This window comes from Pseudomonas sp. GW823-FHT01D03 (genome assembly GCF_058798255.1).
Genome location: NZ_JBXAKK010000001.1, coordinates 4953440 through 4975983 on the forward strand (window position 1 = coordinate 4953440; position 22544 = coordinate 4975983).

Genomic DNA, 22544 nt, shown 5'->3' on the forward strand with positions numbered 1-22544 from the left:
AGTTCGGAATGGGCGGGAGTATGCAATTCCCGAGCATTTAAGTCAACTATAAGACCTAGTGCTTTAGTCGGGTTTACCCGCAAAAGAGCGCGCGCATCATAGCAAAGGCTGGCGGCGTACAGCCAGCGGTACCGCGTTATCGTTCTTCGCGAGCAAGCCCGCTCCCACAGGGGAGATGCATTCCAATGTGGGAGCGGGCTTGCTCGCGAAAAGCAGCGCCGCGGTTTAGCTGGCCTGGCTCTGATCCTTGCCCTTCACGCAGGCAAAGTCTTCTTCACGCAGCTCAGGCAGATCTTTCGCACAGTAATTACTGCCCAGATCCTTCAGCGCGCCGCACATCCCCTCCAGCCGTCCGTCCACCGCTTGCAGGTGATCGAGCAACTGACCGATGGCGCGAGCCACCGGGTCAGGCATGTCTTCGCTGACCCCGTAGGCATCGAAACCGATCTTCTCGGCCATCGCCTTGCGCTTGGCGTCCTGCTCTTCATCGGTTTTGACGATGATCCGCCCCGGAATCCCCACCACTGTAGCGCCCGGCGGCACTTCTTTGGTGACAACTGCATTGGAACCGACTTTCGCGCCAGCCCCCACCGTGAACGGCCCCAGTACTTTGGCGCCGGCACCCACGACAACGCCGTCACCCAGCGTCGGGTGGCGCTTGCCTTTATTCCAACTGGTACCACCAAGGGTCACTCCCTGGTAAATGGTCACGTCATCACCGATCTCGGCGGTCTCACCAATGACGATGCCCATGCCGTGATCGATGAAGAAGCGCCGACCGACCTTGGCACCCGGATGAATCTCGATCCCGGTCAGCCAGCGACCGAAATTCGATACCAGCCGCGCCAGCCATTTCAGCTCGTTGCGCCACAGCATCCCGGCCAACCGATGAATCCAGATCGCATGCATGCCGGGGTAGCAGGTCAGGACTTCAAAAGCGTTACGCGCCGCCGGGTCTCGATGGAATACGCTCTGGATATCTTCACGCAAACGCTCAAACATCATTCAGTCCTTCCGCTTAAGAAGCTCACCACGGGCCGCTTTTTGGGTTTCCGTGAGGATGCCACGCAAAATATTCATTTCCGCCCGGCTGACCGAGCTGCGTCCGTACAACCGGCGCAGGCGCGCCATCAAGTGCCGCGGCTTTTCCGGATCAAGAAATTCGATGGCGACCAGCGTCTGCTCCAGATGCTCATAAAAGCGCTCCAGCTCATCCATGGTCGCGAGCTCGGCGCTTTTCACCGAGGCCACTTCTTCTTTTTCGATCTTGGTCGGCTGCCCTTGAGCAGCCAGCCACGCCATGCGCACTTCGTAGCTCAACACCTGCACCGCCGCCCCGAGGTTCAACGAGCTGAACTCAGGATCGGAGGGGATGTGTACGTGAAAGTGACATCGCTGCAGTTCCTCGTTGGTCAGGCCGGAATCCTCACGACCGAACACCAGCGCGATCTCTGCACCCTGCCCGGCCTCCTCGACCACTTTGCTCCCGCATTCGCGTGGATCCAGCAATGGCCAGGGAATGCGGCGGTCACGGGCACTGGTGCCGAGCACCAGATTGCAGCCGACCAGGGCGTCTTCCAGAGTGGCGACGACCTGCGCGTTTTCAAGAATGTCACCGGCACCGGAAGCACGGGCATCGGCTTCGTGATGCGGAAACAGGCGCGGTTCGACCAGCACCAGCCGCGACAGACCCATGTTTTTCATGGCGCGCGCGGCCCCGCCGATGTTGCCGGGGTGGCTGGTATTGACCAGGACGACACGAATGTTCTGCAGCAAGGGAGGCGCTCTCGGACACAGGAAAGGGGTGCAAATCTTACAGAACAGCCTACCGTTAAGCTATGAAAGCGAACAGCGACCTTCACCTGAAGAAAAGTTCTGATAGAATGCGCGGCTTTCTTTAACAACCTTAGGTGACACATCCATGCAGCCCATGCTGAATATCGCGCTGCGCGCCGCCCGCAGCGCCAGTGAACTGATCTTCCGCTCCATCGAGCGCCTGGATACCATCAAGGTCGACGAAAAAGACGCCAAGGATTATGTATCCGAGGTCGATCGCGCCGCCGAACAGAAAATCATCGATGCTCTGCGCAAGGCTTACCCGAATCACTCGATCCAGGGTGAAGAGACCGGCATGCACGTCGGTAACGGCATCGAAGGCGAAGAGTACCTGTGGATCATCGATCCACTGGACGGCACCACCAACTTCCTGCGTGGCATTCCTCACTTTGCTGTCAGCATTGCCTGCAAATACCGCGGTCGCCTGGAACACGCTGTGGTTCTGGATCCGGTTCGCCAGGAAGAATTCACCGCCAGCCGTGGTCGCGGCGCTCAACTGAACGGTCGTCGTCTGCGCGTCAGCGGTCGCACCAGCCTCGAAGGCGCCCTGCTGGGTACCGGCTTCCCGTTCCGTGACGACCAGATGGACAACCTCGACAACTACCTGGGCATGTTCCGCGCCCTGGTTGGCCAGACTGCCGGCATCCGCCGCGCCGGTTCCGCCAGCCTGGACCTGGCCTACGTGGCTGCCGGTCGTTTCGACGCGTTCTGGGAATCGGGCCTGTCCGAGTGGGACATGGCTGCAGGCGCCCTGCTGATCCAAGAAGCCGGCGGCCTGGTGAGCGACTTCACCGGCGGTCACGATTTCCTTGAAAAAGGCCACATCGTTGCCGGCAACACCAAATGCTTCAAGGCAGTGCTGACGGCGATCCAGCCGCACCTGCCGGCTTCGCTGAAGCGCTAAGCTTCCGGCGAAACGCAAAAAGCACCCTTCGGGGTGCTTTTTTTATGTCTGCGATTTCAGCTTCCACTCGAATCCACTGTGGGAGCGGGCTTGCTCGCGAATGCGGTCTACCATCCAGAATTAATGTTGGCTGACGCGCCGCCTTCGCGAGCAAGCCCGCTCCCACAGGGTCTCTGTGGTGAGGCTTGAATCGCAGGCACAAAAAAGCACCCCGCAGGGTGCTTTTTCATTAATCGATCAGACCGTTATTGAGCCGGCTGATTCTGCGACAGAATCAACTTGCCTTCCTTGTCGACCGGAATCTGATTGCCCGGATCGCGATCCATCCGCACTTTGCCTTCCTTGCCATCCAGCGAATAACGCACGTCGTAACCTACGACCTTGTCACTGATGTCATTCACGGTGTTACAGCGAGTCTGGGTGGTGGTGTAGGTGTCGCGGTTCTGCATGCCTTCCTGCACCTTGTTACCGGCATAACCGCCACCGACCGCGCCAGCGACCGTTGCAATCTTCTTGCCGGTACCGCCGCCAATCTGGTTACCCAGCAAGCCACCCGCTACCGCACCAATCGCGGTACCGAGGATCTGGTGTTGATCCTTGACCGGTGCCTGGCGGGTTACAGCAACATCCTTGCACACTTCACGTGGAGTCTTGATCTGTGTTTTGACCGGTTCTACGGCCAGCACTTGCGCATACTCAGGGCCGCTTTTAACCAGGCTGTAGGTGGCAACAGCACCCCCGGCAGTCACACCGACAGCACCCAATACCGCACCAACCAGCAACGACTTGTTCACATGAACCTCCTGACCATCACATGCGGGACGCGCCCGCGCTTCTCCCAGCCTTGGAGCATAAAAAAAGGCGCGAGTTCAACTCGCGCCTTTTCCGGGCTGACAACCGGTGAAGCGATGGCCGTTATGGACGGTCGTCGACTTCCTTCTCGGTGTTGGCCGGAGGAATCAGATCCTCGGTGCTCAGGTTCAGCCAGATCAGCACCACGTTCGCGATGTAGATCGACGAGTAGGTACCCGCCAGCACACCGATGAACAGGGCAATGGAGAAGCCGAACAGGTTGTCGCCACCGAAGAACAATAGCGCAGCGATCGCCAGCAAGGTAGAGATCGACGTCGCCATGGTCCGCAGCAGGGTCTGGGTGGTCGAGATGTTGATGTTCTCGATCAGCGAAGCCTTGCGCAGCACACGGAAGTTCTCACGAACCCGGTCGAACACGACGATGGTGTCGTTCAGCGAGTAACCGATGATCGCCAGTACCGCCGCCAGCACCGTCAGGTCGAAGGTGATCTGGAAGAACGACAGGATACCGATAGTCACGATCACGTCGTGAATCAGCGAAACGATGGCGCCGACCGCGAATTTCCACTGAAAGCGGAAAGCCAGGTAGATCAGGATGCCGCCGAGCGCCAGGAGCATGCCGAGGCCGCCCTGATCGCGCAGTTCCTCACCTACCTGCGGGCCGACGAACTCGACACGCTTGACCGTCGCCGGGTTGTCGCCGCCGACTTTCTGCAGCGCGTCTGCTACCTGATGGCCCAGCTGCGGGTCTTCACCCGGCATGCGCACCAGCAGGTCGGTGGTCGCACCGAAGTTCTGCACGATGGCTTCGTGGTAACCGGAAGTCGCCAACTGCTCGCGCACCTTGGTGACGTCAGCCGGACGCTCGTAGGTCAGCTCGATGAGCGTACCGCCGGTGAAGTCCAGACCCCAGTTCATGCCCTTGTGGAAAACGCTGAACAAGGCCAGAACGGTGAGAAACACAGTGACGCCGAACGCGAAGTTGCGAACGCCCATGAAGTTGATTGTACGTAACATGGCAGCCCCTTAAATCCACAACTTCTTGAAGTCACGTCCGCCGAAGATCAGGTTGACCATTGCGCGGGTCACCATGATGGCCGTGAACATCGAGGTAAAGATCCCGAGGGACATGGTCACTGCGAAGCCCTTCACCGGGCCGGTACCCATGGCGAAGAGGATGCCGCCGACCAGCAGAGTGGTCAGGTTGGCGTCGAGAATCGCGGTGAATGCCCGGCCGAAGCCTTCGTTGATTGCACGCTGCACGGTCATGCCGGCAGCGATCTCTTCACGGATCCGCGAGAAGATCAGCACGTTGGCGTCGACCGCCATACCCATGGTCAAGACGATACCGGCGATACCCGGCAGGGTCAGCGTTGCACCCAGCAGCGACATCAGCGCCAGCAGCAGCACCATGTTCACCGCCAGTGCGACCGTGGCGATCACACCGAAGAAGCGGTAGATGGCGATGATGAACAGCGAGACGAACAGCATGCCCCACAGCGATGCATCGATACCTTTGGTGATGTTGTCAGCACCCAGGCTCGGACCGATTGTGCGCTCTTCCGCGAAGTACATCGGAGCGGCCAGACCACCGGCACGCAGCAGCAGCGCCAGTTCGGACGATTCGCCCTGACCGTTCAGGCCAGTGATGCGGAACTGCGCACCCAGCGGCGACTGAATGGTCGCCAGACTGATGATCTTCTTCTCTTCCTTGAAGGTCTGCACCGGCACGTCTTTCTCGACGCCGTCGACAACCTGCTTGGTGTAAGTGGTCACCGGACGCTGTTCGATGAAGATCACCGCCATGCTGCGACCGACGTTCGAACGGGTCGCGCGGCTCATCAGCTCGCCACCGTGACCATCCAGACGGATGTTCACTTCAGGTGTGCCGTGCTCGCCGAAACCGGCCTTGGCATCGGTGACCTGGTCACCGGTGATGATCAGGCCACGTTCGATCTGTGCCGGAGGACGGTTGCCTTCGCGGAATTCGAACGATTCGGAAGTGGCTTTCGAAGCACCCGGCTCTGCAGCCAGACGGAACTCGAGGTTGGCGGTCTTGCCGAGAATACGCTTGGCTTCGGCAGTGTCCTGCACGCCCGGCAGCTCAACCACGATGCGGTTGGCGCCCTGACGCTGAACGATCGGTTCGGCAACACCCAGCTCGTTGACGCGGTTACGTACCGTGGTCAAGTTCTGCTTGATGGAGTATTCACGGATTTCCGCCAGCTTGGCCGGGGTCATCGCCAGACGCAGCACCGGTTGACCGTTGAGGTCGGCCGGAACAATGTCGAAATCGTTGAAGTTCTTGCGGATCAACGCACGGGCCTGTTCACGGGAGTCAGCATCGCTGAAGCCCAACTGAATGGCGCCATTGAGTTGTGGCAGGCTGCGATAGCGCAGCTTCTCTTTGCGCAGCAGGCTCTTGACGTCGCCTTCGTAGACTTTCAGGCGGGCGTCGAGGGCTTTGTCCATGTCCACTTCCAACAGGAAGTGCACACCACCGGACAAGTCCAGACCCAGCTTCATCGGGTGCGCGCCGAGGCTGCGCAGCCATTGCGGGGTGGTTTGTGCCAGGTTCAATGCAACGACGTAGTCATCACCCAATGCCTTGCGCACAACGTCCTTGGCCGGCAGCTGGTCTTCAGCCTTGCTCAGACGGATCAGGCCGCCCTTGCCGTTGGCCGCCAGCGAGGCTGCCTTGACGTTGATCCCGGACTCACGCAGCGCGGTGCTGACGCGATCCAGATCGGCCTGATTGACCTGCAGTGCCGTGCTGGCGCCGCTGATCTGAATGGCCGGGTCATCAGGGTATAGATTGGGAGCGGAATAAATCAGACCGATCGCCAGCACCGCCAGGATCAGAATGTATTTCCACAGAGGATATTTGTTCAGCATCACGCCGCCCGTTATGAACGCGGGGCGCCTTGCGCGCCCCGTCGATTGAGTAGAAGTTGGAACCTTAGATCGCTTTCAGCGTGCCTTTTGGCAGCGTGGCGGCGATGGCGCCCTTCTGGAATTTCATTTCCACGGTGTCGGAAACTTCCAGAACCACGAAGTCATCGGCCACTTTGGTGATCTTGCCGGCGATGCCGCCGGTGGTGACCACTTCGTCGCCCTTCTGCAGGCTGCTCAGCAGGTTCTTCTGCTCTTTGGCGCGCTTGGCCTGTGGACGCCAGATCATCAGGTAGAAGATGACCAGGAAGCCGACCAGGAAAATCCACTCGAAGCCGCCGCCCATTGGGCTTGCAGCAGCCGGTGCAGCTGCGTCAGCCATGGCGTTAGAGATAAAAAAGCTCATTTAGCACTCCAGTTGCAAATGTTGAATCTTGGGGTCAGAAAACTCAGTCCAAAGGCGGAACGGGGAGCCCGCGTTTGGCGTAGAAGGCATCGACAAAGGCGGCCAATGTACCCTGTTGAATAGCCTCGCGCAAACCAGCCATCAGCACCTGATAATGGCGCAAGTTATGGATGGTATTGAGCATGCTGCCGAGCATTTCGCCGCACTTGTCCAGGTGATGCAGATAAGCGCGAGAGAAGTTCTGGCAGGTATAGCAATCGCAGGTCGGATCCAGCGGCGAATCATCATGGCGATGGAACGCGTTACGGATCTTCAGCACGCCTGTATCAATGAACAGATGCCCATTGCGGGCATTACGGGTTGGCATCACGCAATCGAACATGTCCACACCGCGGCGCACACCCTCAACCAGATCTTCCGGTTTGCCAACGCCCATAAGGTAACGAGGTTTGTCAGCCGGCATCATGCCCGGCAGATAATCCAGCACCTTGATCATCTCGTGCTTCGGCTCGCCCACCGACAGACCGCCGATGGCCAGGCCATCGAAGCCGATCTTGTCCAGACCTTCGAGCGAGCGCATGCGCAGATCCTGGTGCATGCCGCCCTGAACGATACCGAACAGCGCCGCGGTGTTGTCGCCATGCGCGTTTTTCGAGCGCTGGGCCCAACGCAGCGACAGCTCCATCGATACGCGGGCGACGTCCTCATCAGCCGGGTACGGCGTGCATTCGTCGAAGATCATAACGATGTCGGAACCGAGATCGCGCTGCACCTGCATCGACTCTTCCGGGCCCATGAACACTTTCGAGCCGTCGACCGGGGAGGCGAAGGTCACGCCCTCCTCCTTGATCTTGCGCATCGCGCCGAGGCTGAACACCTGGAAGCCGCCGGAGTCGGTGAGGATCGGGCCTTTCCACTGCATGAAATCGTGCAGGTCGCCGTGCTCCTTGATCACCTCGGTGCCCGGGCGCAGCCACAGGTGGAAGGTGTTGCCCAGAATGATTTCCGCGCCAGTGGCGACGATGTCACGCGGCAACATGCCCTTGACCGTGCCGTAGGTGCCCACCGGCATGAACGCCGGGGTCTCGACGGTGCCACGCGGGAAGGTCAGCCGACCACGACGAGCCTTGCCATCGGTGGCAAGCAGTTCAAAGGACATGCGACATTCGCGACTCATTCTGTTTCCTCTGGGCCTGTGTGTTCAGGGGCAGTCGGGGCGGGATTACGGGTGATGAACATCGCATCACCGTAGCTGAAAAAGCGGTAGCCGTTGTCGACGGCGGCTTTATAGGCGGCCATGGTTTCGGGATAACCGGCGAATGCCGAAACCAGCATCAACAGCGTGGATTCCGGCAAATGGAAGTTGGTGACCAAGGCGTCGACCACATGGAACGGCCGGCCCGGGTAGATAAAGATGTCGGTGTCGCCACTGAACGGCTTGAGCACGCCATCGCGCGCGGCACTTTCCAGCGAACGCACGCTGGTGGTGCCCACGGCAATCACCCGCCCGCCACGCTCACGGCACGCGGCAACGGCGTCGACCACATCCTGGCCGACTTCCAGCCACTCGCTGTGCATGTGGTGATCTTCGATCTTGTCGACGCGCACCGGCTGGAACGTCCCCGCACCGACGTGCAGCGTGACGAACGCGGTCTCGACGCCCTTGGCGGCAATCGCCTCCATCAGCGGCTGATCGAAATGCAATCCCGCCGTCGGCGCCGCCACCGCACCAAGACGCTGGGCGTACACGGTCTGATAGCGCTCGCGATCCGAACCTTCGTCCGGACGGTCTATATAAGGAGGCAACGGCATGTGCCCGACACGATCGAGCAGCGGCAGCACTTCTTCAGCAAAGCCCAGCTCGAACAACGCATCATGACGCGCAAGCATCTCGGCTTCGCCACCGCCGTCGATAAGGATCTTCGACCCCGGCTTCGGCGACTTGCTGGAACGCACATGGGCCAGCACGCGATGCGTATCGAGCACGCGTTCGATGAGGATTTCCAGCTTGCCGCCCGAAGCTTTCTGCCCGAACAGCCGCGCCGGAATCACCCGGGTATTGTTGAATACCATCAAATCGCCCGGGCGCAAATGCTCAAGCAAATCAGTGAATTGACGGTGTGCAAGGGCGCCGCTCGGCCCATCAAGGGTCAGCAGGCGACTACCGCGACGCTCGGCCAAAGGGTGGCGAGCGATCAGCGAATCAGGAAGCTCGAAGGTAAAGTCAGCAACGCGCATGATGGGGTTCGTCTAGCAGGGCCGGAAAGTCTAGCGGAATTATCAAAAATTGACCATGAAACGTGATTGACCAACGGTAATCACCTCTCTATACTTCGCCGCCATTGAGCCCTGATGGCGGAATTGGTAGACGCGGCGGATTCAAAATCCGTTTTCGAAAGGAGTGGGAGTTCGAGTCTCCCTCGGGGCACCATACAAATCCTTGTAAATCAAGGACTTAGATAAGGGGTAGAAAGAAATTTCTACCCCTTTTTCTATCCAAAAATTCTATGCTCCTCCCCCCGTTTCCAGCGTTTTCCCACCGATATACCCCCGCTTAGACACGCAACGGATTGCCATTTTGGTAGTGCCTTGCTTCACCCCAAAATCACCCGAAATTGCAATCCATTCGATTATCTGCGCACATTCGACCTGACACGCCGTTTGCATTCGTTTTGACCCCCGAATACACCTAGTTTGATCAATACACGGTGTGGCGTTGACCGACAGAAGCGGAGCCTTGCTTCCACCTGTGACCGTACCTGTTCATAAATGAGATGGCTAGCTAACGGGTCATATTGGATTGTGGAGATTCCCGATGGATCGAGTACAGGCTCACGTAGCAAGACTGATGCGCTCAATTCTCTTGAGACCCGGCGCTGAGGACAAAATACCGGCAGCGCAGTTTTTTGCAGGGAGAGGAAAGCCGTTTACTTTCTCAGGTGGAATTGGACTCACTTGGTGGTACAGCCCAGATACCTTCAATGCCATTGATACGGTAACAGCTCTTATCATCGAAACCGAACAGGAGTTCAGAGACTGTGATACCGAGTCCGTTAATAACATTGTCACTTCAACATTACAGAAAGTTTGTTTAGATTCACCGCTTTTCAATGGTGACGACGTAGCTTTTGGTAGAAAGCCAAACCTTTTTGAATGTAGGGGTGCTGTATCAGTTACCGAATTTACCAAGACAATTCTGGAAGAAATCAAACAAAATCTTAGAAGCGTGATAGGAAAAAGATGCACGATTTACCCCTTGCCCAGATTTAAAGGACCATCTCTTTCCCTTTCTGAAGAGGGATTGCATCTAATTTCAAGTAGCGATGAGGTGGCGTGGAATAATTTCTCCGCACGAGGATATATTTTTGATAGCTGGACACCAAGCTCACCGTTCACAGCCAATAGCAACTTTTCATTCAATGGCGGCTATGACTTTAATTATGTTTTGATTGGCGAAGATTACGGAACACAAAAAGGAGCTAAATTTGCAAGCAGTTTAAAATTCAGAATGTTTATTACTGTACTTTTTGCTCATGCCTCAGAGGCTTCCAAATACGGCTACAACAAATCAATAGCTCAGCCTTTCACCAACTGCATACAATTCCCTCATGAAACTACACCTGACAACTTATTAACTCTTAGTGATTGCGGCGCACTCTCTCCTTTTTACGCATCAGACATTATAATTACTGACAACCTAACCAAAAAAGTAGCAGAGTGGTACGAGTCGCTTAATCAATGCCCTGCTGAATATAAACAACGTATAAAAAAATCCGCAAATTTCTTCAATCGAGCCATGAACTCTGAGGATATAGAATCATATATCAACTATTTTATCGCACTTGACGCTTTATTTGGACAGCGCGGTTCTGTAGAGGCGTCCATCATAGCTGGGGTAGGCAATCTCGGACTGGATGAAAAACTCAAAGAAAAAGCATCATGGCTTTTTGATTTAAGAAATGAGCTTGTTCACGGTGGAAGTCGCTATATTTCCGAATGGCCGAAGCACCAACGGTATACAAAGCATTTTGGAAGTAAGCCCCTGAATGATTTAAAAGAGCTTGCTCAAAAGGCGATACTAAAAGCACCTTCTACATTTCCAATTTCAACAACTGATGAAACGCCCAAATCACCTTAAAAGCTCTTACTTTCGAGCTGCCATTGATGCCTGACTGAACGGTTTCAGGGACAGACCACATTTTGAAAACGTGGTCAGCCCCTTATTGACGCCCGGTGGCTTTCTGCCGACTGATTGCTTTCTGCAATTCTGCAGCTAACCTCCATCATTGCTAGCCATCGCGATTTCCGCGAGTGCGGCACACATGGTTAGAACTCTTCAGTCATTACCGATCCGACACACGGAAGCGAGGACTAGCAAATGGCATCATTTATCGTGAATAGAAACGTTCAAGCAAATGGCGACTACGAAGTGCACAACACGACGACTGGCTGTCAGTTCATGCCGCTGCCTGCCAATCAGGCATCACTGGGAAATCACCTATCGTGCACTGGTGCTGTAAGCGCCGCTCGAGTGGCAAACCCGACCCTACGGATTAATGGTTGTTACTATTGCTGCAATCCTTGCCACACCAGCTAGATTTTCGACCACCGAAAGGGGATTTATGCCTATATCTGGGGCTGTGCAATCATAGGGCCAAGCATGCTGTATCCCTACGTGTCCCCGAACCGTGAATCTGGCTGTAGGCCACGGATTACATGGAAGATTCCACTTTCCCTCGGGCACCAAAATCAAGAAAGGTCTTGCTTAGCAAGGCCTTTTTTTCGTCTGTCGGAAAGTGGACGCGCAATGCAGAACGCTCACCACCGCGCAGGTAGCACGTGGCATGGCACGGACTCAGGTATCGGAGTCGGTTGCAGACTCAATCTGAGCATTTCCCCCAAACAACCGCGCTGCTATCGCCCGCCCCCGCTCCAGCCCCTCCTCCGTCAACCAGACCGACTTGTTCCTGTTCACCGGATTACTAATGAAACCCTGTCCGTGCAATCGGTTCATGATCTCGAAGTCGAACCCTTTCCAGGCATTTCCTTTATCGGAACTGAATGCTGCCAACAGGGCAAGCACGGCGTCTTCCATCAGTTTGTCGTCGTATTCCATGGTCGTCACTCCATTCGTATCCAACAGTTAACGCCGAGTGTGTGAAGGCTCACCATAATACTCGCCGACCTGCGAGGGAAATACCGCTCAATCCCGTGAAGGTTATTGATCGGCTTCCGCGTGCCCGGCCTCGCCTTTGGGCTGCACTTGTTGATCTCGCTCCGTATAATCACGCCCCTCTGAAAGTAGTCCACCGCATCGGTGGTTGCATCTACGCATTAACACCCACATTGACGGACGTCGCTAAGGCCCCCCATGGAAACGTCACTGGAAACAGTCGCCCTTTTCTCCCTCAAGCTCGCTTACGAGGAAGATGGCCTGAGCCCGATCCTGCGAGACGACATGGTCATGGGTGATTATCAGAAAGACGTATTCGAACTGCTGGTGCGACGCGGGGATGTCGAGACCATTCAGTTCAAGATGAATGAATGCCTGGGCTTGGCGATGAATGCCTTGGGCGGCGTCGAGAAACCGCTGGGACGTGAGTTGCACAAGTTGTCCGCTGAGTTCAGCGAAGCGCGTTCGCTAGAGCAGCTGGATCAGCCGCTCCTCGCGCTCAAGGGTTACTTGAAAGACATCTTGTAATGGGCTTTGCCGTTACAGCAGATGCTTCGAGATGTACTTGGAAATCTCCACCATCGACGTCTTCCCGGTGAACTCGAACTTCACTTTCCCGAGTGACGAGAAGTAAATCTCCAGCTCCGAATCCAGATCGAAGGTGCCCGAGGTTTCCACGGAGTAGGCGACGATGTTCTTGTATGGCAAGGAGGTGAAATCCTTCTTGCTGCCGGTAATGCCCTGAACGTTGACCGCGATGATGCGTTTGTTGGTAAACACCACGCCATCACGCATCGCCTTGTAGGAGTCGATCACTTCCTCACCGTCCAGCAACAGCGCGCTTACGCGCTCGGCGTACTCATCGTTCTGCTTGAGTTTGAAGAAGCCTTTGTTGTTGAAGTCGATCATCTGTCCATCCTCATCTTCAAGAAAACATCCCGGTATTTTTTTGGTTCAACGACGGGCTTTCAGCACGCGGATATCGGTTGGAAACCCATCCGCACCCACAATCTTCTTCCAGCCCACATACTGAAACTCGCCCCGCTCATCAATGTAGTCGCCCTTCTCCACCGACCGGCCACCGACGATCGCCACGCGTTTTTCCTCGCCACAGCCGCCATCCGACGGGCGAACGGTGTAGATCACGTACGGCTTCACATACTGCGTAGCGCGGAAGTGTTGGCCGCAGATTTCGTCGACGGTGATGAGCATGGTTTTCAGGCGGGCTTCGCCGTCCATGTCTTCGTGCAGTTTCAGGAAGGAGATCTCGCCAACGTCGCTGTAGCCGAGTGAACGGGCGCGTTTGTATTCGGGGGAGTTCTGGTGGGCGATGCGGCCTTGTTCGGCGGCCTGGTTCATTTTGGCGGCGAACTCGGCATTGCCTTGCGCAATGGTTGCCTCGGCCTGGGCGGCGACGTTTTCGCATTGCGCGAATTCGCGGGAACCGAGGTATTGGGGCGTCAGGTTCGAGCGGCGCTGGTTCATGCTCCGCAGGCTGTTGTCGAGGTCGCCGATCACCTCATAGGCGCTGGGTACGCGACCGCTCTGGACGTCGGCGATTTTCTCCTGCATTCGCTGGCAGTTGGCGAGGTAATACTCCCAGCTGCTTTCCGGGGGCTCCTTCCACTCGGCGAATGCCGGGGTAATGACAGCGGCGCAGGTGATTGCACAAAGCGTGCGCAGAGCAGAAGCGACTTTTGACATGAGTAGTCCATTACAGGAATCAAGAAAGTGGCGCGACGCTACTATTTTGCTATCTTGCCGTCCACTGTCGGCAAGGTGCCGAGCGTTTGTACCGCGACTGGTTTCGAAGGATAGATACGATGGATGTTGTGTTTTTCTTTATCGCCTGGATAGGCATGTGGGTCTGGGTCGTCAGGCAGCGTGGTGCGTGGAACCTGCTACTCGCCAATGTGTTGGGTGCGGCCAGCGGCATGATTGTCGGCCTGGTGGTTTCGCAGCTTTGTGTCGGTCTGTTCGGTTCTAGCCGGCCACCGGTCCCGGGGGTCATGGGATCGCTTCTGGAAATGCTGGCGACTGCCGCGGCGCTGACCGGCGTATGGATGCTGGTGGCACGTCGCTCGCAGGTCGAACACCCTGTCGCGCGTCAGCTACTGGCCGGCCTTTGCGGCGTTGTGGCCGGCATAACGGCGATCATGTTTTTTGTTCAGATCAATCCGCCCAATCTCGGCATGTGAATGTCTTCGTGGCGTCAGACCTCTATTTTGATATCTTGCCGTCCATCTTCAGCACTCACCGCCAGTGGGTGCTGTTTTGCAGGCTATTGAAGGGTTAAGGAAAGGATCGAATGGAGTTTCTGAGTTTTCTGGCATTTATCGCCGCCTGGGGTTTGATGTGGCGCTGGGTGGTGAAAAACCGCGGCAGCTGGAATCTGTTTTACGGCAACATTGTTGGCGCGGCGGGCGGCTTTATCGTCGGCATGGTGGTGCTGTCGATCTTCCTGTCGTTATTCCCGTCGGCGCATAAGCCCAAGCGGGCGCCAACCGAAGACGTGATTACCCAGAACGAAGTGACCACCAGTCTGCTGCCGGAAGCCGAGTCGGATACGACGGCCGTGCCACTGGAAAACGCTCCCGGGTTCGCCGCTATCGAGCCAGACAATCAGCCTTCGCCCCGCGACTCCGCACTGCTGCCGAACTACGCCAGCCGGGCACCGAAGTCGATGTCGGAAAAAGCCGTTCTGGATCAGAGCGACGCGCAGGGCCGCAAAGCGTTCACCGCGCTGCGCGACAAGCTTGGGCAGAATGCCGACAGTGATAAATCGATGCTCGCGTATGTCATGTGCAGCCCTTACGTGACCGGGGCTTTGCGCTTCCCGGCGTCGGCGCGTTTCGCCGACAGCTCTGCCATCGTCACCCAGCGCTTCAAGGATCAGGTCTACACCCTCAGCAACAAGATCACCGCGCGCAACATGAACGGTGATGACGTCACTTATCGCTTCGACTGCTCGGTGCAGGAGCAAGCCGCGTCCGCCGAATGGCGACTGCTCGCGCTGAAGCTGCAGAAGGCTGACTCTTAAGCCTCGTTTAAGGGTTTCAAGGCGTCGGCTGCGCTATCATCGCCGGCTTGTGCGCCTTGAGCTCTTTGCCCCCGAATGTCCTCAATACCTGCTGATCTGAACCCGCTGCCTCCCGTGTTGGCCGGCCCGCTGCTGCGACGGCTGGAACCGACGCGAGTGGTGCTGTGGCTCGTCGGTACACGTTCACTGTCGCTTACCTTGCGCCTGCACGGTGTAGGAGACATTCCTCTCGATGCCGGGAAATGCGCGGTCATTGCTGTAGGCCGTCATGCGTTCGTCCATTTGATCGACGTTGCGCTCGACAGCCCCCTGCCCTGCGACACGCGCATCGACTATGACCTGCTGATCGACGGCCAGACGCCCATCGCCGAATGGGCGCCGCACCTGCTGTACGGCGATGCCCGCAGTCCAAACCTTGTCGTGCGCTCACGGATTGATCAGTTGCTGCATGGCTCCTGCCGCAAGCCCCATCATCCGGCGGCTGACGGTCTGCTGTGCGTTGACCAACTGCTGTCAGGCGAAATCGATCCGCAGCAACGCCCGGCCCTGCTGATGATGAGCGGCGATCAGGTTTACGCTGACGATGTGGCCGGCCCGATGCTGCGGGCGATTCATGCCTTGATCGAACGTCTCGGCCTGTTCGACGAACACCTCGAAGGGGCCGTGGTCAGCGACAGCGCCAAACTCTACGAACACCCGGCCAGTTACTACCACCGTGCGGATCTGTTACCGGCGCTGGAGAGCAACGAGACATTGCGCGAGCGATTTTTCGGCGGTGCGCGTAAGCCGATTTTCACCAGCAGCAGTGCTGACAATCATCTGGTGACGTTTGCCGAAGTCATGGCGATGTATTTGCTGGTGTGGTCACCGGTTGCCTGGGGGTTGATCAATCCTGCTGCTCCATCGCTGACGCCTGAACGCTTGAAGCGCTATACCTTGGAGCAGACCCGCATCGACGCGTTCAAGGCTGGATTGGACAAGGTCGCCCGCGCGCTGGCGCATTTGCCGAGCCTGATGATTTTTGATGACCACGACATCACCGATGACTGGAATCTTTCCGCGCAATGGGAGGAAACCGCCTACGGCCATCCGTTCTCCAAACGCATCATCGGCAACGCGCTCATCGCCTATATGTTGTGTCAGGGCTGGGGCAACAATCCGGATGCGTTCAAGGATGTGCTGGAGAACACACGACGTCTGAGCGCCAGTGGTGACGATCGTTATCTCGACAGCCCGGTGCAGGACGCGCTGATCGATGACCTGCTGCGCTTTCAACATTGGCATTTCGTGCTGCCGAGCAGTCCCGCGCTGGTGGTGCTCGACACCCGCACCCGGCGCTGGCGCAGCGAAATGGCACTCAAGCAACCTTCCGGGCTGCTGGATTGGGAAGCCCTGAGCGAGCTGCAGCAGGAACTGCTCGATCATCCGTCAGCAATCATCGTTTCCCCCGCACCGATCTTCGGCGTGAAGCTGATCGAAACCGTGCAGAAGGTTTTCAGCTGGTGCGGCTATCCGCTGCTGGTCGACGCGGAAAACTGGATGGCACATCGTGGTGCCGCGCAGGTGATCCTGAACATTTTCCGACACACCCGCACACCCGGAAACTACGTGGTGCTTTCCGGCGATGTGCATTATTCCTTCGTCTACGAAGTGCTTATCCGACACCGCAAGGCCGGGCCACGGATCTGGCAGATCACCAGCAGCGGGATCAAGAACGAGTTCCCGAAAACCCTGCTGGAATGGTTCGACCGCCTCAACCGCTGGCTCTATTCGCCGCGCTCGCCGTTGAACTGGTTCACCAAACGCCGGCGCATGCGCATCGTGCCGTACACCCCGGAACATGCCGAAGCGGGTGAGCGACTGTGGAATTCGGCGGGGATCGGCCAGGTGTTTTTCAATGAGCAGGGACAGCCGAGCGAGATCATTCAGCACAATTCGAACGGGGCGGTGAAGACGCGGATGCTGGCGCCGGAGTTGGGGGATTATCCCGATTAACATGCACCTTTTCCAATGTAGGAGTGAGCCTGCTCGCGATTGCGGTAGGCCATTCAAAATGTATATCGCCTGATACACCGCTATCGCGAGCAGGCTCACTCCTACAGGGGGTTCGGTTGCGCGTCAGTGCGCGGTCACGGCGCGCCCCACACCTCTGACAATCATCTCCACCTCCCGCTCATCAATCGTCAGCGGCGGCAGCAGCCGTATCGTCTTGCCACGCGTCACATTGATCAGCAGCCCATGATCGCGCGCAGCAATCAGCGTCAGATCGCGAATCGGCTGTTTCAACTCGATGCCGATCATCAAACCCTGCCCACGAATCGCCAACACATTGGGATTGTCTGCCAGTTCGGCGCGCAGGCGGGTGAGTAGGCGCTCACCCTGCACCCGGACATTTTCCAGCAAGCCTTGCTCTTCGATGATTTCCAGCACCGTGCAACCGACCCGGCAGGCCAGCGGATTGCCGCCGAAGGTGCTGCCATGGCTGCCGGGGGTGAACAGATCAGCCGCCCTACCCCGTGCCAGACAGGCGCCGATCGGTACGCCGTTGCCGAGGCCTTTGGCCAGGGTCATGACGTCCGGCACGATGCCTTCATGCTGGAACGCGAACCACTGGCCGGTGCGGCCGATGCCGGTCTGGATTTCGTCGAGCATCAACAGCCAGGCGTGCCGATTGCACAGGTCGCGCAGGGCTTTGAGGTAGCCGGGCGGCGCCAGTTGCACACCGCTTTCGCCCTGGATCGGCTCGAGCAGAATCGCCACGATCCGCTCGCCATATTTTTGCTGCAGCTGATCCAGCGCCGCCAGATCACCGAAAGGCACTTTGACGAAATCTCCCGGCAGATCATTGAAGCCCAGACGCACCGCCGGCCCATCACTGGCCGACAAGGTGCCCAAGGTGCGGCCATGAAATGCGTTGGCCATGACCACCACCAGCGGCTGTTCGATGCCTTTGCGCCAGCCGTACAAGCGCGCCAGTTTCAGTGCGGTTTCGTTAGCCTCAGCACCCGAGTTATTGAAGAACGCGCGATCCATGCCCGACAGCTCCGTCAGCCGTTTGGCCAGTTGCTGCTGCCAGTCGATGCTGTACAGGTTGGAGGTGTGCAGCAGCATTGCAGCCTGCTCGCTGATGGCCGCGACGATCCGTGGGTGCGAGTGCCCGACATTGGTCACCGCGACGCCTGCGACGGCATCCAGATACTCACGACCGGCCTGATCCCACAGGCGAGTGCCCAGGCCTCTGGTGAAACTCAGAGCCAGCGATTGGTAGGTGTTCATCAGGGCGGCGGTCATGACTTCAAACTCCAGTGAAGGTCGGTGTGTTTGCAGTATGGTTAGCCACCAGAACTGGATAAACTCGGCAAAACTTCAATCATTTAAAAGCAGAGCTTGATAATGGACCTGTTGCAGGCAATGAGCGTGTACGTGAAGGTCGTGGAAGCGGGCAGCATGACGGCAGCTGCGTTGCAGTGCGAAATGTCCACGACCATGGTCGGAAATCACCTGCGCGCCTTGGAGCAACGGCTCGGCGTGCAACTGTTGCAGCGCACTACTCGCCGCCAGCGACTGACCGAATTCGGCAGCGTTTACTACCAGCGCTGTTTGGACGTTCTGGGTCTGGTGGCCGACTCCGAGCGCTTGGCCGAACAGGCCCTCGACGAGCCGCGCGGCCTGCTGCGCATCACCGCACCGCTGACTTTTGGCGTCGAACGCCTGGCCCCGGCGCTCAGTGAATTTTCCCTGCAATACCCGCAGGTGAAGATGGACGTGGTGCTGACCAACAGCCGACCGGACTTGCTGGAAAGCGGCCTCGACGTGGCATTTCGGCTAGGGCATTTCGAGCAGTCGAACCTGATCGCCCGGCCGCTGATCGACTACACCCTGACCGTGTGCGCCTCGCCGGCCTACGTCGCCCGACGCGGCATGCCGATCACCCCGGAAGACCTGCAACAACACGACTGCCTGTCCTTCGCCTACCCTGCCGGCGACGACTGGCAATCGGTGGAAAAACGCTGGCGCCTCAGCGGCCCGGACGGCGAGATTCTGGTGGATGTCAGCGGCCCGATGCTGATGAACACCTCTGCCGGCCTGCATCAGGCCGCACGCACCGGCATGGGCATCGTCATGCTGCCGGACGCGCTGGTGGAACAGGATCTGCGCGACGGCAAACTGGTGACGGTAATCCCCGATTACCAGCCCCCAAGCCGCCCCCTGCATCTGCTGTATGCGCCGGATCGTTATCGTTTGCCGAAGCTGCGTCGGTTTGTCGAATTCGCGATGCAGACGTGGGGCAGAGCCTGACGCCGGTCGCGATCAACTACGCTCGAATAACTGCCACCAAGGACGCTGTCAGACTATGAACACCCACATCACCATACGTAATCTGCTGCGCGCTGAAGTGGAGCCAGTCCGGCTGTTCCTCGGCCAACATGGCTGGGGACACCGAACAGGCTCCAGCGATTACTTCGCTCAACTGATCGAAAACTCGCAACGCACTGCCGTCGCACTGAGCGGCGAGCAAATCATCGGTTTCGCCCGGGGCATCACCGATGGTTTATCCAACGGTTATCTATCAATGGTCGTGGTTGATGGCCAGCACCGCCGCGCTGGCGTCGGGCGCGCACTCGTCGAGCACGTCATGGGCGATAACGCTGAAATCACCTGGATGCTGCGGGCAGGACGAGAAGGCGCGGATGCGTTTTTTGCGAGTCTGGGGTTTCACTCATCGGTAATAGCCATGGAGCGTCCGCGCCTGAAATAGCGAGGCGCATACCGCTCATGTGTGGATGCCGATAGAAAACTCGACCGGCAGACCGGTTGGTCCGTGACAACGCCGCCCCGCTCCCCTAAATTAACCGGCCTGAAAAAGACCTCGCGCTTTCTCGTCTCCACTCAAGTTAAAAAAGTAGTGAAATTTCAATGTCCGATTTCAACACCGCTGAATCCGTAGTCACCGAATCGTCCAAAGCGGAATACGAAAACTCCATCAATCTTTCACAACACCTTCCACAAGCCAAAATCATCAGCGAGATGGTGCTGGATGCTTTCCAGTCGACCCGCGAAAGCGACCAGATCCGCGAGCTGCGCGCCGCGATCCGTCAGGCGCACGACAGCTTCGATGACGACAAGGCCTACGAGCTGATGGGCCAGCTCAAGGCGCTGAAAGACGCCGAGGCCGCCGACCTCGCCGCCCTCGAAGACCTGAGCAGCAAGTTCTCGATCGGCCGCATCCTGTCCTGCTTCAAGGACGATCCGGCGTTCCAGGAAATCGTTTACGGCCTGGCCCTCAAGGTGCTGAATCAGACCCATCAGTCGATCAGCAACCCGAGTGGCGGCAAGGGCAAGGCTGCCAAGAAGAAAGAACTGGAAATCTTCACCATCAGCAAGGACGGCAGCAGTGTGACCCTACCGCTGCGCACTCCGCGTTCGCGCCTGAACGTTGACCGTGAAGCGCTGGAGTTCCTCGGTTTCACCTTCGTCGGTGAAGGCGAAGAAGCCGAGCTGGAAGGCGAAACCTTCGTCGACAACGCTGGCACCGAACACGCGATCAACCGCAAGAACATCATCACAGCGCTACAACAGCAGACCGCGTTCGATGGTTACAGCATCGCCGCGCAGTAATCCCGGCACCGACAAAAAAGCCCCGCTCTGAGATTCAGGCGGGGCTTTTTGTTGGGCGGTTCGCCGGTCAGATTTCCGGCTGTACCGCCGCGATCATGTCGACTTCAATCGCGGCGTTCTTCGGCAACTGATAGACACCGACCGTAGTGCGAGTGTGCCGACCGGCATCGCCGAGCACATGGCTGAACACATCCGATGCACCGTTGGCCACTTCGCTCAGATCCACGAAGTCCGGAGTCGACTTCACATACACCGTGACCCGCAACAACGCCCGAATCTTGTCCAGCGAACCCACCGCATCGACGATCAGCGCCAGGCAGCGCATGGCACTGATGCTGGCGGCGGCTTGCGCATCCTTGAGGTTCAGTTCCAGCCCGACGCGACCCGGGTACTGAATCTTGCCATTAGTGCGCGGCACCATACCGCTGATGTACAGCTCATCATGATGACGGATCAGCGGCGCGTAATTGCCGCCGGCGGTGTTCTCACCATAGATGTCGTAGTTCAGCTCTTGGGCCAGGGCAATAAAACGCTCGTCGCAAGTCATCCTCTCAGTCATTTCGCCCAGCCTTATGATCAGTGCATGAAGAACCGCAGGTTAAGACCGATGATTGCCGGAGATTCGATTTGTGGCAGGTCATCGACATAGTTGGATCCAAATCTAGGTGTTTCACGAAGTGATAGCAACCGGCCGCTAAGGCATCCTTCGCCACATTTTCACGGTGTGCCGCCATCTCTGCGACGCCCTGCATTAACTCAGCAAACAGATCGCGGTTTTTCATCCAAACCTGCCCCATTAGAAAATAGCCTCTGGGATCCTAACTAATGAAAAGTTTTCTGAAGGTAGGAGATCTCTCTATAAGCAGACAGTCGTTTCCCAAAGACACGCTCAACCTTAAATAGCACCCAACAAAAAACCCCGCACATCTCTCAATGTGCGGGGTTTTTCGTGAAGCCATCCAGCCTTACGGCGCGTACGTCAGCAGCAGCTCGGCCGGCACCTTGAAGTCCAGGGACATCATGACGCTCAGGGCGGTGATGGTGAAGATCGAGAACACGAACAGCTTGCGTGCCCAGACCGTGTCATCCACCGCCTTGTAGCCGGTCCAGGCCATGTACAGCCAGTACATGCCCATGGCCGCGGCGACCGCGAGGTAGCTCATGCCGGCGTAACCGCTGAAGGTCAGCATCAAGGTCGCCACGAGGAACGCCAGGATGTAGAGCAGGATGTGCTTCTTGGCCACTTCGATTCCGCGCTTGACGGGCAGCACCGGAATCGATGCGGCCAGGTAGTCGTTGAAACGGAAGATCGCGATGGCGTAGGAATGCGGCATCTGCCACAGACTGAACATCACCAGCAGGGTCAGTGCGGCCATGTCGAAGCTGTTGGTTACGGCAACGTAACCGATCACTGGCGGCATGGCGCCCGACAGACTGCCCACCAGCGTGCCGTGAACCGACTTGCGCTTGAGGTACAGGCTGTAGAAGCCGACGTAGATGATGAAGCCGATTACTGCGAACAGGGCGGCCAACGGGTTGGCCACCTTGTACAACAAGGCAACGCCGAGAACACCAAGGATGGTCGCGTAGACCAGGGCCAGTTTCAGGGAGATCAAGCCCTGCACCAGCACCCGGTTCTTGGTGCGTTCCATCTTCAGGTCGATGTCGCGGTCGATGCAGTTGTTGAACACGCAACCGGAGGCCACAACCAGGGATGTGCCGATCATGGCGGCCAGGAACACCGCCAGATCTACATGCCCTTTCGAGGCCAGGAAGAACCCGCCTGCCACAGAAAGCACGTTACCGAAAATGATCCCCGGTTTGGTGATTTGGATAAAGTGCTTGAGCGACATCGGGTCTA

The 22544-nt window shown here is 57.6% G+C and carries 23 protein-coding genes and 1 tRNA gene; 10 read left to right on the plus strand and 14 right to left on the minus strand.

Annotation, left to right across the window (positions count from 1 at the left end; translation table 11 throughout):
• Positions 1–225 precede the first annotated feature (225 nt).
• Complete coding sequence (gene cysE / locus AC1RBR_RS21810; RefSeq protein WP_003227913.1) at positions 226–1002, minus strand: serine O-acetyltransferase; 777 nt, start codon at positions 1000–1002, stop codon at positions 226–228.
• 3 nt (positions 1003–1005) lie between these two features.
• On the minus strand, positions 1006–1776 hold the full coding sequence (gene trmJ, locus AC1RBR_RS21815) for a tRNA (cytosine(32)/uridine(32)-2'-O)-methyltransferase TrmJ (RefSeq protein ID WP_041071810.1): 771 nt from the start codon (positions 1774–1776) through the stop codon (positions 1006–1008).
• A gap of 145 nt (positions 1777–1921) precedes the next feature.
• Here trmJ and suhB point away from each other — a divergent pair, with 145 nt between their 5' ends.
• Positions 1922–2740 carry a type III secretion system regulator SuhB gene (gene suhB, locus AC1RBR_RS21820; RefSeq protein WP_007964419.1) on the plus strand — a complete coding sequence of 273 codons (819 nt, stop codon included), beginning with the start codon at positions 1922–1924 and terminating at the stop codon, positions 2738–2740.
• 245 nt (positions 2741–2985) lie between these two features.
• On the opposite strand, the gene AC1RBR_RS21825 is transcribed toward suhB, so the two are convergent.
• From AC1RBR_RS21825 to queA, 6 genes are all read right to left on the minus strand, one after another.
• Positions 2986–3534, minus strand: coding sequence for a glycine zipper 2TM domain-containing protein (locus AC1RBR_RS21825; RefSeq protein ID WP_027612139.1), 549 nt, complete (start codon positions 3532–3534; stop codon positions 2986–2988).
• 121 nt (positions 3535–3655) lie between these two features.
• A complete protein-coding gene (gene secF, locus AC1RBR_RS21830) occupies positions 3656–4570 on the minus strand; it encodes a protein translocase subunit SecF (protein ID WP_115984397.1) in 915 nt (304 codons plus the stop codon).
• A 9-nt stretch (positions 4571–4579) separates the two neighbouring features.
• Positions 4580–6448 carry a protein translocase subunit SecD gene (gene secD / locus AC1RBR_RS21835; RefSeq protein ID WP_095136887.1) on the minus strand — a complete coding sequence of 623 codons (1869 nt, stop codon included), beginning with the start codon at positions 6446–6448 and terminating at the stop codon, positions 4580–4582.
• Between the two features lie 64 nt (positions 6449–6512).
• Positions 6513–6851, minus strand: coding sequence for a preprotein translocase subunit YajC (yajC, locus tag AC1RBR_RS21840; RefSeq protein WP_016773317.1), 339 nt, complete (start codon positions 6849–6851; stop codon positions 6513–6515).
• A gap of 43 nt (positions 6852–6894) precedes the next feature.
• Complete coding sequence (gene tgt, locus AC1RBR_RS21845) at positions 6895–8010, minus strand: tRNA guanosine(34) transglycosylase Tgt (protein ID WP_161794909.1); 1116 nt, start codon at positions 8008–8010, stop codon at positions 6895–6897.
• 14 nt (positions 8011–8024) lie between these two features.
• Positions 8025–9089, minus strand: a complete 1065-nt coding sequence (gene queA / locus AC1RBR_RS21850) for a tRNA preQ1(34) S-adenosylmethionine ribosyltransferase-isomerase QueA (protein WP_095136886.1) — start codon at positions 9087–9089, stop codon at positions 8025–8027.
• Between the two features lie 108 nt (positions 9090–9197).
• On the opposite strand from queA, the gene AC1RBR_RS21855 reads away from it, so the two are divergent.
• Positions 9198–9282 (plus strand) — tRNA-Leu (locus tag AC1RBR_RS21855).
• 384 nt (positions 9283–9666) lie between these two features.
• Positions 9667–10989 (plus strand): hypothetical protein, encoded by a 1323-nt coding sequence (locus AC1RBR_RS21860; protein WP_492566570.1) that lies wholly within the window; start codon positions 9667–9669, stop codon positions 10987–10989.
• A gap of 717 nt (positions 10990–11706) precedes the next feature.
• Here AC1RBR_RS21860 and AC1RBR_RS21865 read toward each other — a convergent pair.
• Entirely contained in the window at positions 11707–11967 is a 261-nt protein-coding gene (locus AC1RBR_RS21865; RefSeq protein ID WP_492566572.1) for a DUF6429 family protein, read from the minus strand.
• A 255-nt stretch (positions 11968–12222) separates the two neighbouring features.
• On the opposite strand from AC1RBR_RS21865, the gene AC1RBR_RS21870 reads away from it, so the two are divergent.
• Positions 12223–12552, plus strand: a complete 330-nt coding sequence (locus AC1RBR_RS21870; RefSeq protein ID WP_492566574.1) for a hypothetical protein — start codon at positions 12223–12225, stop codon at positions 12550–12552.
• Between the two features lie 12 nt (positions 12553–12564).
• On the opposite strand, the gene AC1RBR_RS21875 is transcribed toward AC1RBR_RS21870, so the two are convergent.
• Together AC1RBR_RS21875 and AC1RBR_RS21880 are read right to left on the minus strand one after the other, a co-directional pair.
• Positions 12565–12933, minus strand: coding sequence for a PH domain-containing protein (locus AC1RBR_RS21875; protein ID WP_034156100.1), 369 nt, complete (start codon positions 12931–12933; stop codon positions 12565–12567).
• 45 nt (positions 12934–12978) lie between these two features.
• Positions 12979–13728 (minus strand): hypothetical protein, encoded by a 750-nt coding sequence (locus AC1RBR_RS21880; protein WP_492566576.1) that lies wholly within the window; start codon positions 13726–13728, stop codon positions 12979–12981.
• 119 nt (positions 13729–13847) lie between these two features.
• Between AC1RBR_RS21880 and AC1RBR_RS21885 the strand changes: the two genes are divergently transcribed.
• The 3 genes from AC1RBR_RS21885 (at position 13848) to AC1RBR_RS21895 (ending at position 17059) form a co-directional block, all read left to right on the plus strand.
• Positions 13848–14222, plus strand: coding sequence for a hypothetical protein (locus tag AC1RBR_RS21885; RefSeq protein WP_049827877.1), 375 nt, complete (start codon positions 13848–13850; stop codon positions 14220–14222).
• A gap of 110 nt (positions 14223–14332) precedes the next feature.
• Positions 14333–15064 (plus strand): hypothetical protein, encoded by a 732-nt coding sequence (locus AC1RBR_RS21890; protein WP_492566578.1) that lies wholly within the window; start codon positions 14333–14335, stop codon positions 15062–15064.
• A gap of 75 nt (positions 15065–15139) precedes the next feature.
• A complete protein-coding gene (locus tag AC1RBR_RS21895; RefSeq protein WP_492566579.1) occupies positions 15140–17059 on the plus strand; it encodes an alkaline phosphatase D family protein in 1920 nt (639 codons plus the stop codon).
• Positions 17060–17182: 123 nt separating this feature from the next.
• Here AC1RBR_RS21895 and AC1RBR_RS21900 read toward each other — a convergent pair whose 3' ends face one another.
• Positions 17183–18355, minus strand: coding sequence for an acetylornithine transaminase (locus AC1RBR_RS21900; RefSeq protein ID WP_492566581.1), 1173 nt, complete (start codon positions 18353–18355; stop codon positions 17183–17185).
• Positions 18356–18457: 102 nt separating this feature from the next.
• Between AC1RBR_RS21900 and AC1RBR_RS21905 the strand changes: the two genes are divergently transcribed.
• From AC1RBR_RS21905 to AC1RBR_RS21915, 3 genes are all read left to right on the plus strand, one after another.
• The gene (locus tag AC1RBR_RS21905) at positions 18458–19363 is read left to right on the plus strand and encodes a LysR family transcriptional regulator (protein WP_047599263.1); all 906 of its coding nucleotides are present in this window, start codon (positions 18458–18460) and stop codon (positions 19361–19363) included.
• A gap of 55 nt (positions 19364–19418) precedes the next feature.
• The gene (locus AC1RBR_RS21910) at positions 19419–19823 is read left to right on the plus strand and encodes a GNAT family N-acetyltransferase (RefSeq protein WP_456017888.1); all 405 of its coding nucleotides are present in this window, start codon (positions 19419–19421) and stop codon (positions 19821–19823) included.
• 158 nt (positions 19824–19981) lie between these two features.
• Positions 19982–20683, plus strand: a complete 702-nt coding sequence (locus AC1RBR_RS21915; RefSeq protein WP_492566583.1) for a hypothetical protein — start codon at positions 19982–19984, stop codon at positions 20681–20683.
• 67 nt (positions 20684–20750) lie between these two features.
• Here the strand turns inward: AC1RBR_RS21915 and AC1RBR_RS21920 are convergent, their stop codons facing one another.
• A complete protein-coding gene (locus AC1RBR_RS21920) occupies positions 20751–21242 on the minus strand; it encodes a RidA family protein (protein ID WP_492566585.1) in 492 nt (163 codons plus the stop codon).
• Positions 21243–21648: 406 nt separating this feature from the next.
• Positions 21649–22536: a heme o synthase gene (gene cyoE / locus AC1RBR_RS21925; RefSeq protein ID WP_003227980.1), complete on the minus strand. Its 888-nt coding sequence runs from the start codon at positions 22534–22536 to the stop codon at positions 21649–21651.
• Between the last annotated feature and the right edge of the window lie 8 nt (positions 22537–22544).

Coding starts and splice junctions, on each gene's coding strand:
- cysE (WP_003227913.1), bottom strand. CDS start 1,002: ATGTTTGAGCGTTTGCGTGAAGATATCCAGAGCGTATTCCATCGAGAC.
- suhB (WP_007964419.1), top strand. CDS start 1,922: ATGCAGCCCATGCTGAATATCGCGCTGCGCGCCGCCCGCAGCGCCAGT.
- secF (WP_115984397.1), bottom strand. CDS start 4,570: ATGTTACGTACAATCAACTTCATGGGCGTTCGCAACTTCGCGTTCGGC.
- secD (WP_095136887.1), bottom strand. CDS start 6,448: ATGCTGAACAAATATCCTCTGTGGAAATACATTCTGATCCTGGCGGTG.
- yajC (WP_016773317.1), bottom strand. CDS start 6,851: ATGAGCTTTTTTATCTCTAACGCCATGGCTGACGCAGCTGCACCGGCT.
- tgt (WP_161794909.1), bottom strand. CDS start 8,010: ATGTCCTTTGAACTGCTTGCCACCGATGGCAAGGCTCGTCGTGGTCGG.
- queA (WP_095136886.1), bottom strand. CDS start 9,089: ATGCGCGTTGCTGACTTTACCTTCGAGCTTCCTGATTCGCTGATCGCT.
- AC1RBR_RS21860 (WP_492566570.1), top strand. CDS start 9,667: ATGGATCGAGTACAGGCTCACGTAGCAAGACTGATGCGCTCAATTCTC.
- AC1RBR_RS21865 (WP_492566572.1), bottom strand. CDS start 11,967: ATGGAATACGACGACAAACTGATGGAAGACGCCGTGCTTGCCCTGTTG.
- AC1RBR_RS21870 (WP_492566574.1), top strand. CDS start 12,223: ATGGAAACGTCACTGGAAACAGTCGCCCTTTTCTCCCTCAAGCTCGCT.
- AC1RBR_RS21875 (WP_034156100.1), bottom strand. CDS start 12,933: ATGATCGACTTCAACAACAAAGGCTTCTTCAAACTCAAGCAGAACGAT.
- AC1RBR_RS21880 (WP_492566576.1), bottom strand. CDS start 13,728: ATGTCAAAAGTCGCTTCTGCTCTGCGCACGCTTTGTGCAATCACCTGC.
- AC1RBR_RS21885 (WP_049827877.1), top strand. CDS start 13,848: ATGGATGTTGTGTTTTTCTTTATCGCCTGGATAGGCATGTGGGTCTGG.
- AC1RBR_RS21890 (WP_492566578.1), top strand. CDS start 14,333: ATGGAGTTTCTGAGTTTTCTGGCATTTATCGCCGCCTGGGGTTTGATG.
- AC1RBR_RS21895 (WP_492566579.1), top strand. CDS start 15,140: ATGTCCTCAATACCTGCTGATCTGAACCCGCTGCCTCCCGTGTTGGCC.
- AC1RBR_RS21900 (WP_492566581.1), bottom strand. CDS start 18,355: ATGACCGCCGCCCTGATGAACACCTACCAATCGCTGGCTCTGAGTTTC.
- AC1RBR_RS21905 (WP_047599263.1), top strand. CDS start 18,458: ATGGACCTGTTGCAGGCAATGAGCGTGTACGTGAAGGTCGTGGAAGCG.
- AC1RBR_RS21910 (WP_456017888.1), top strand. CDS start 19,419: ATGAACACCCACATCACCATACGTAATCTGCTGCGCGCTGAAGTGGAG.
- AC1RBR_RS21915 (WP_492566583.1), top strand. CDS start 19,982: ATGTCCGATTTCAACACCGCTGAATCCGTAGTCACCGAATCGTCCAAA.
- AC1RBR_RS21920 (WP_492566585.1), bottom strand. CDS start 21,242: ATGACTGAGAGGATGACTTGCGACGAGCGTTTTATTGCCCTGGCCCAA.
- cyoE (WP_003227980.1), bottom strand. CDS start 22,536: ATGTCGCTCAAGCACTTTATCCAAATCACCAAACCGGGGATCATTTTC.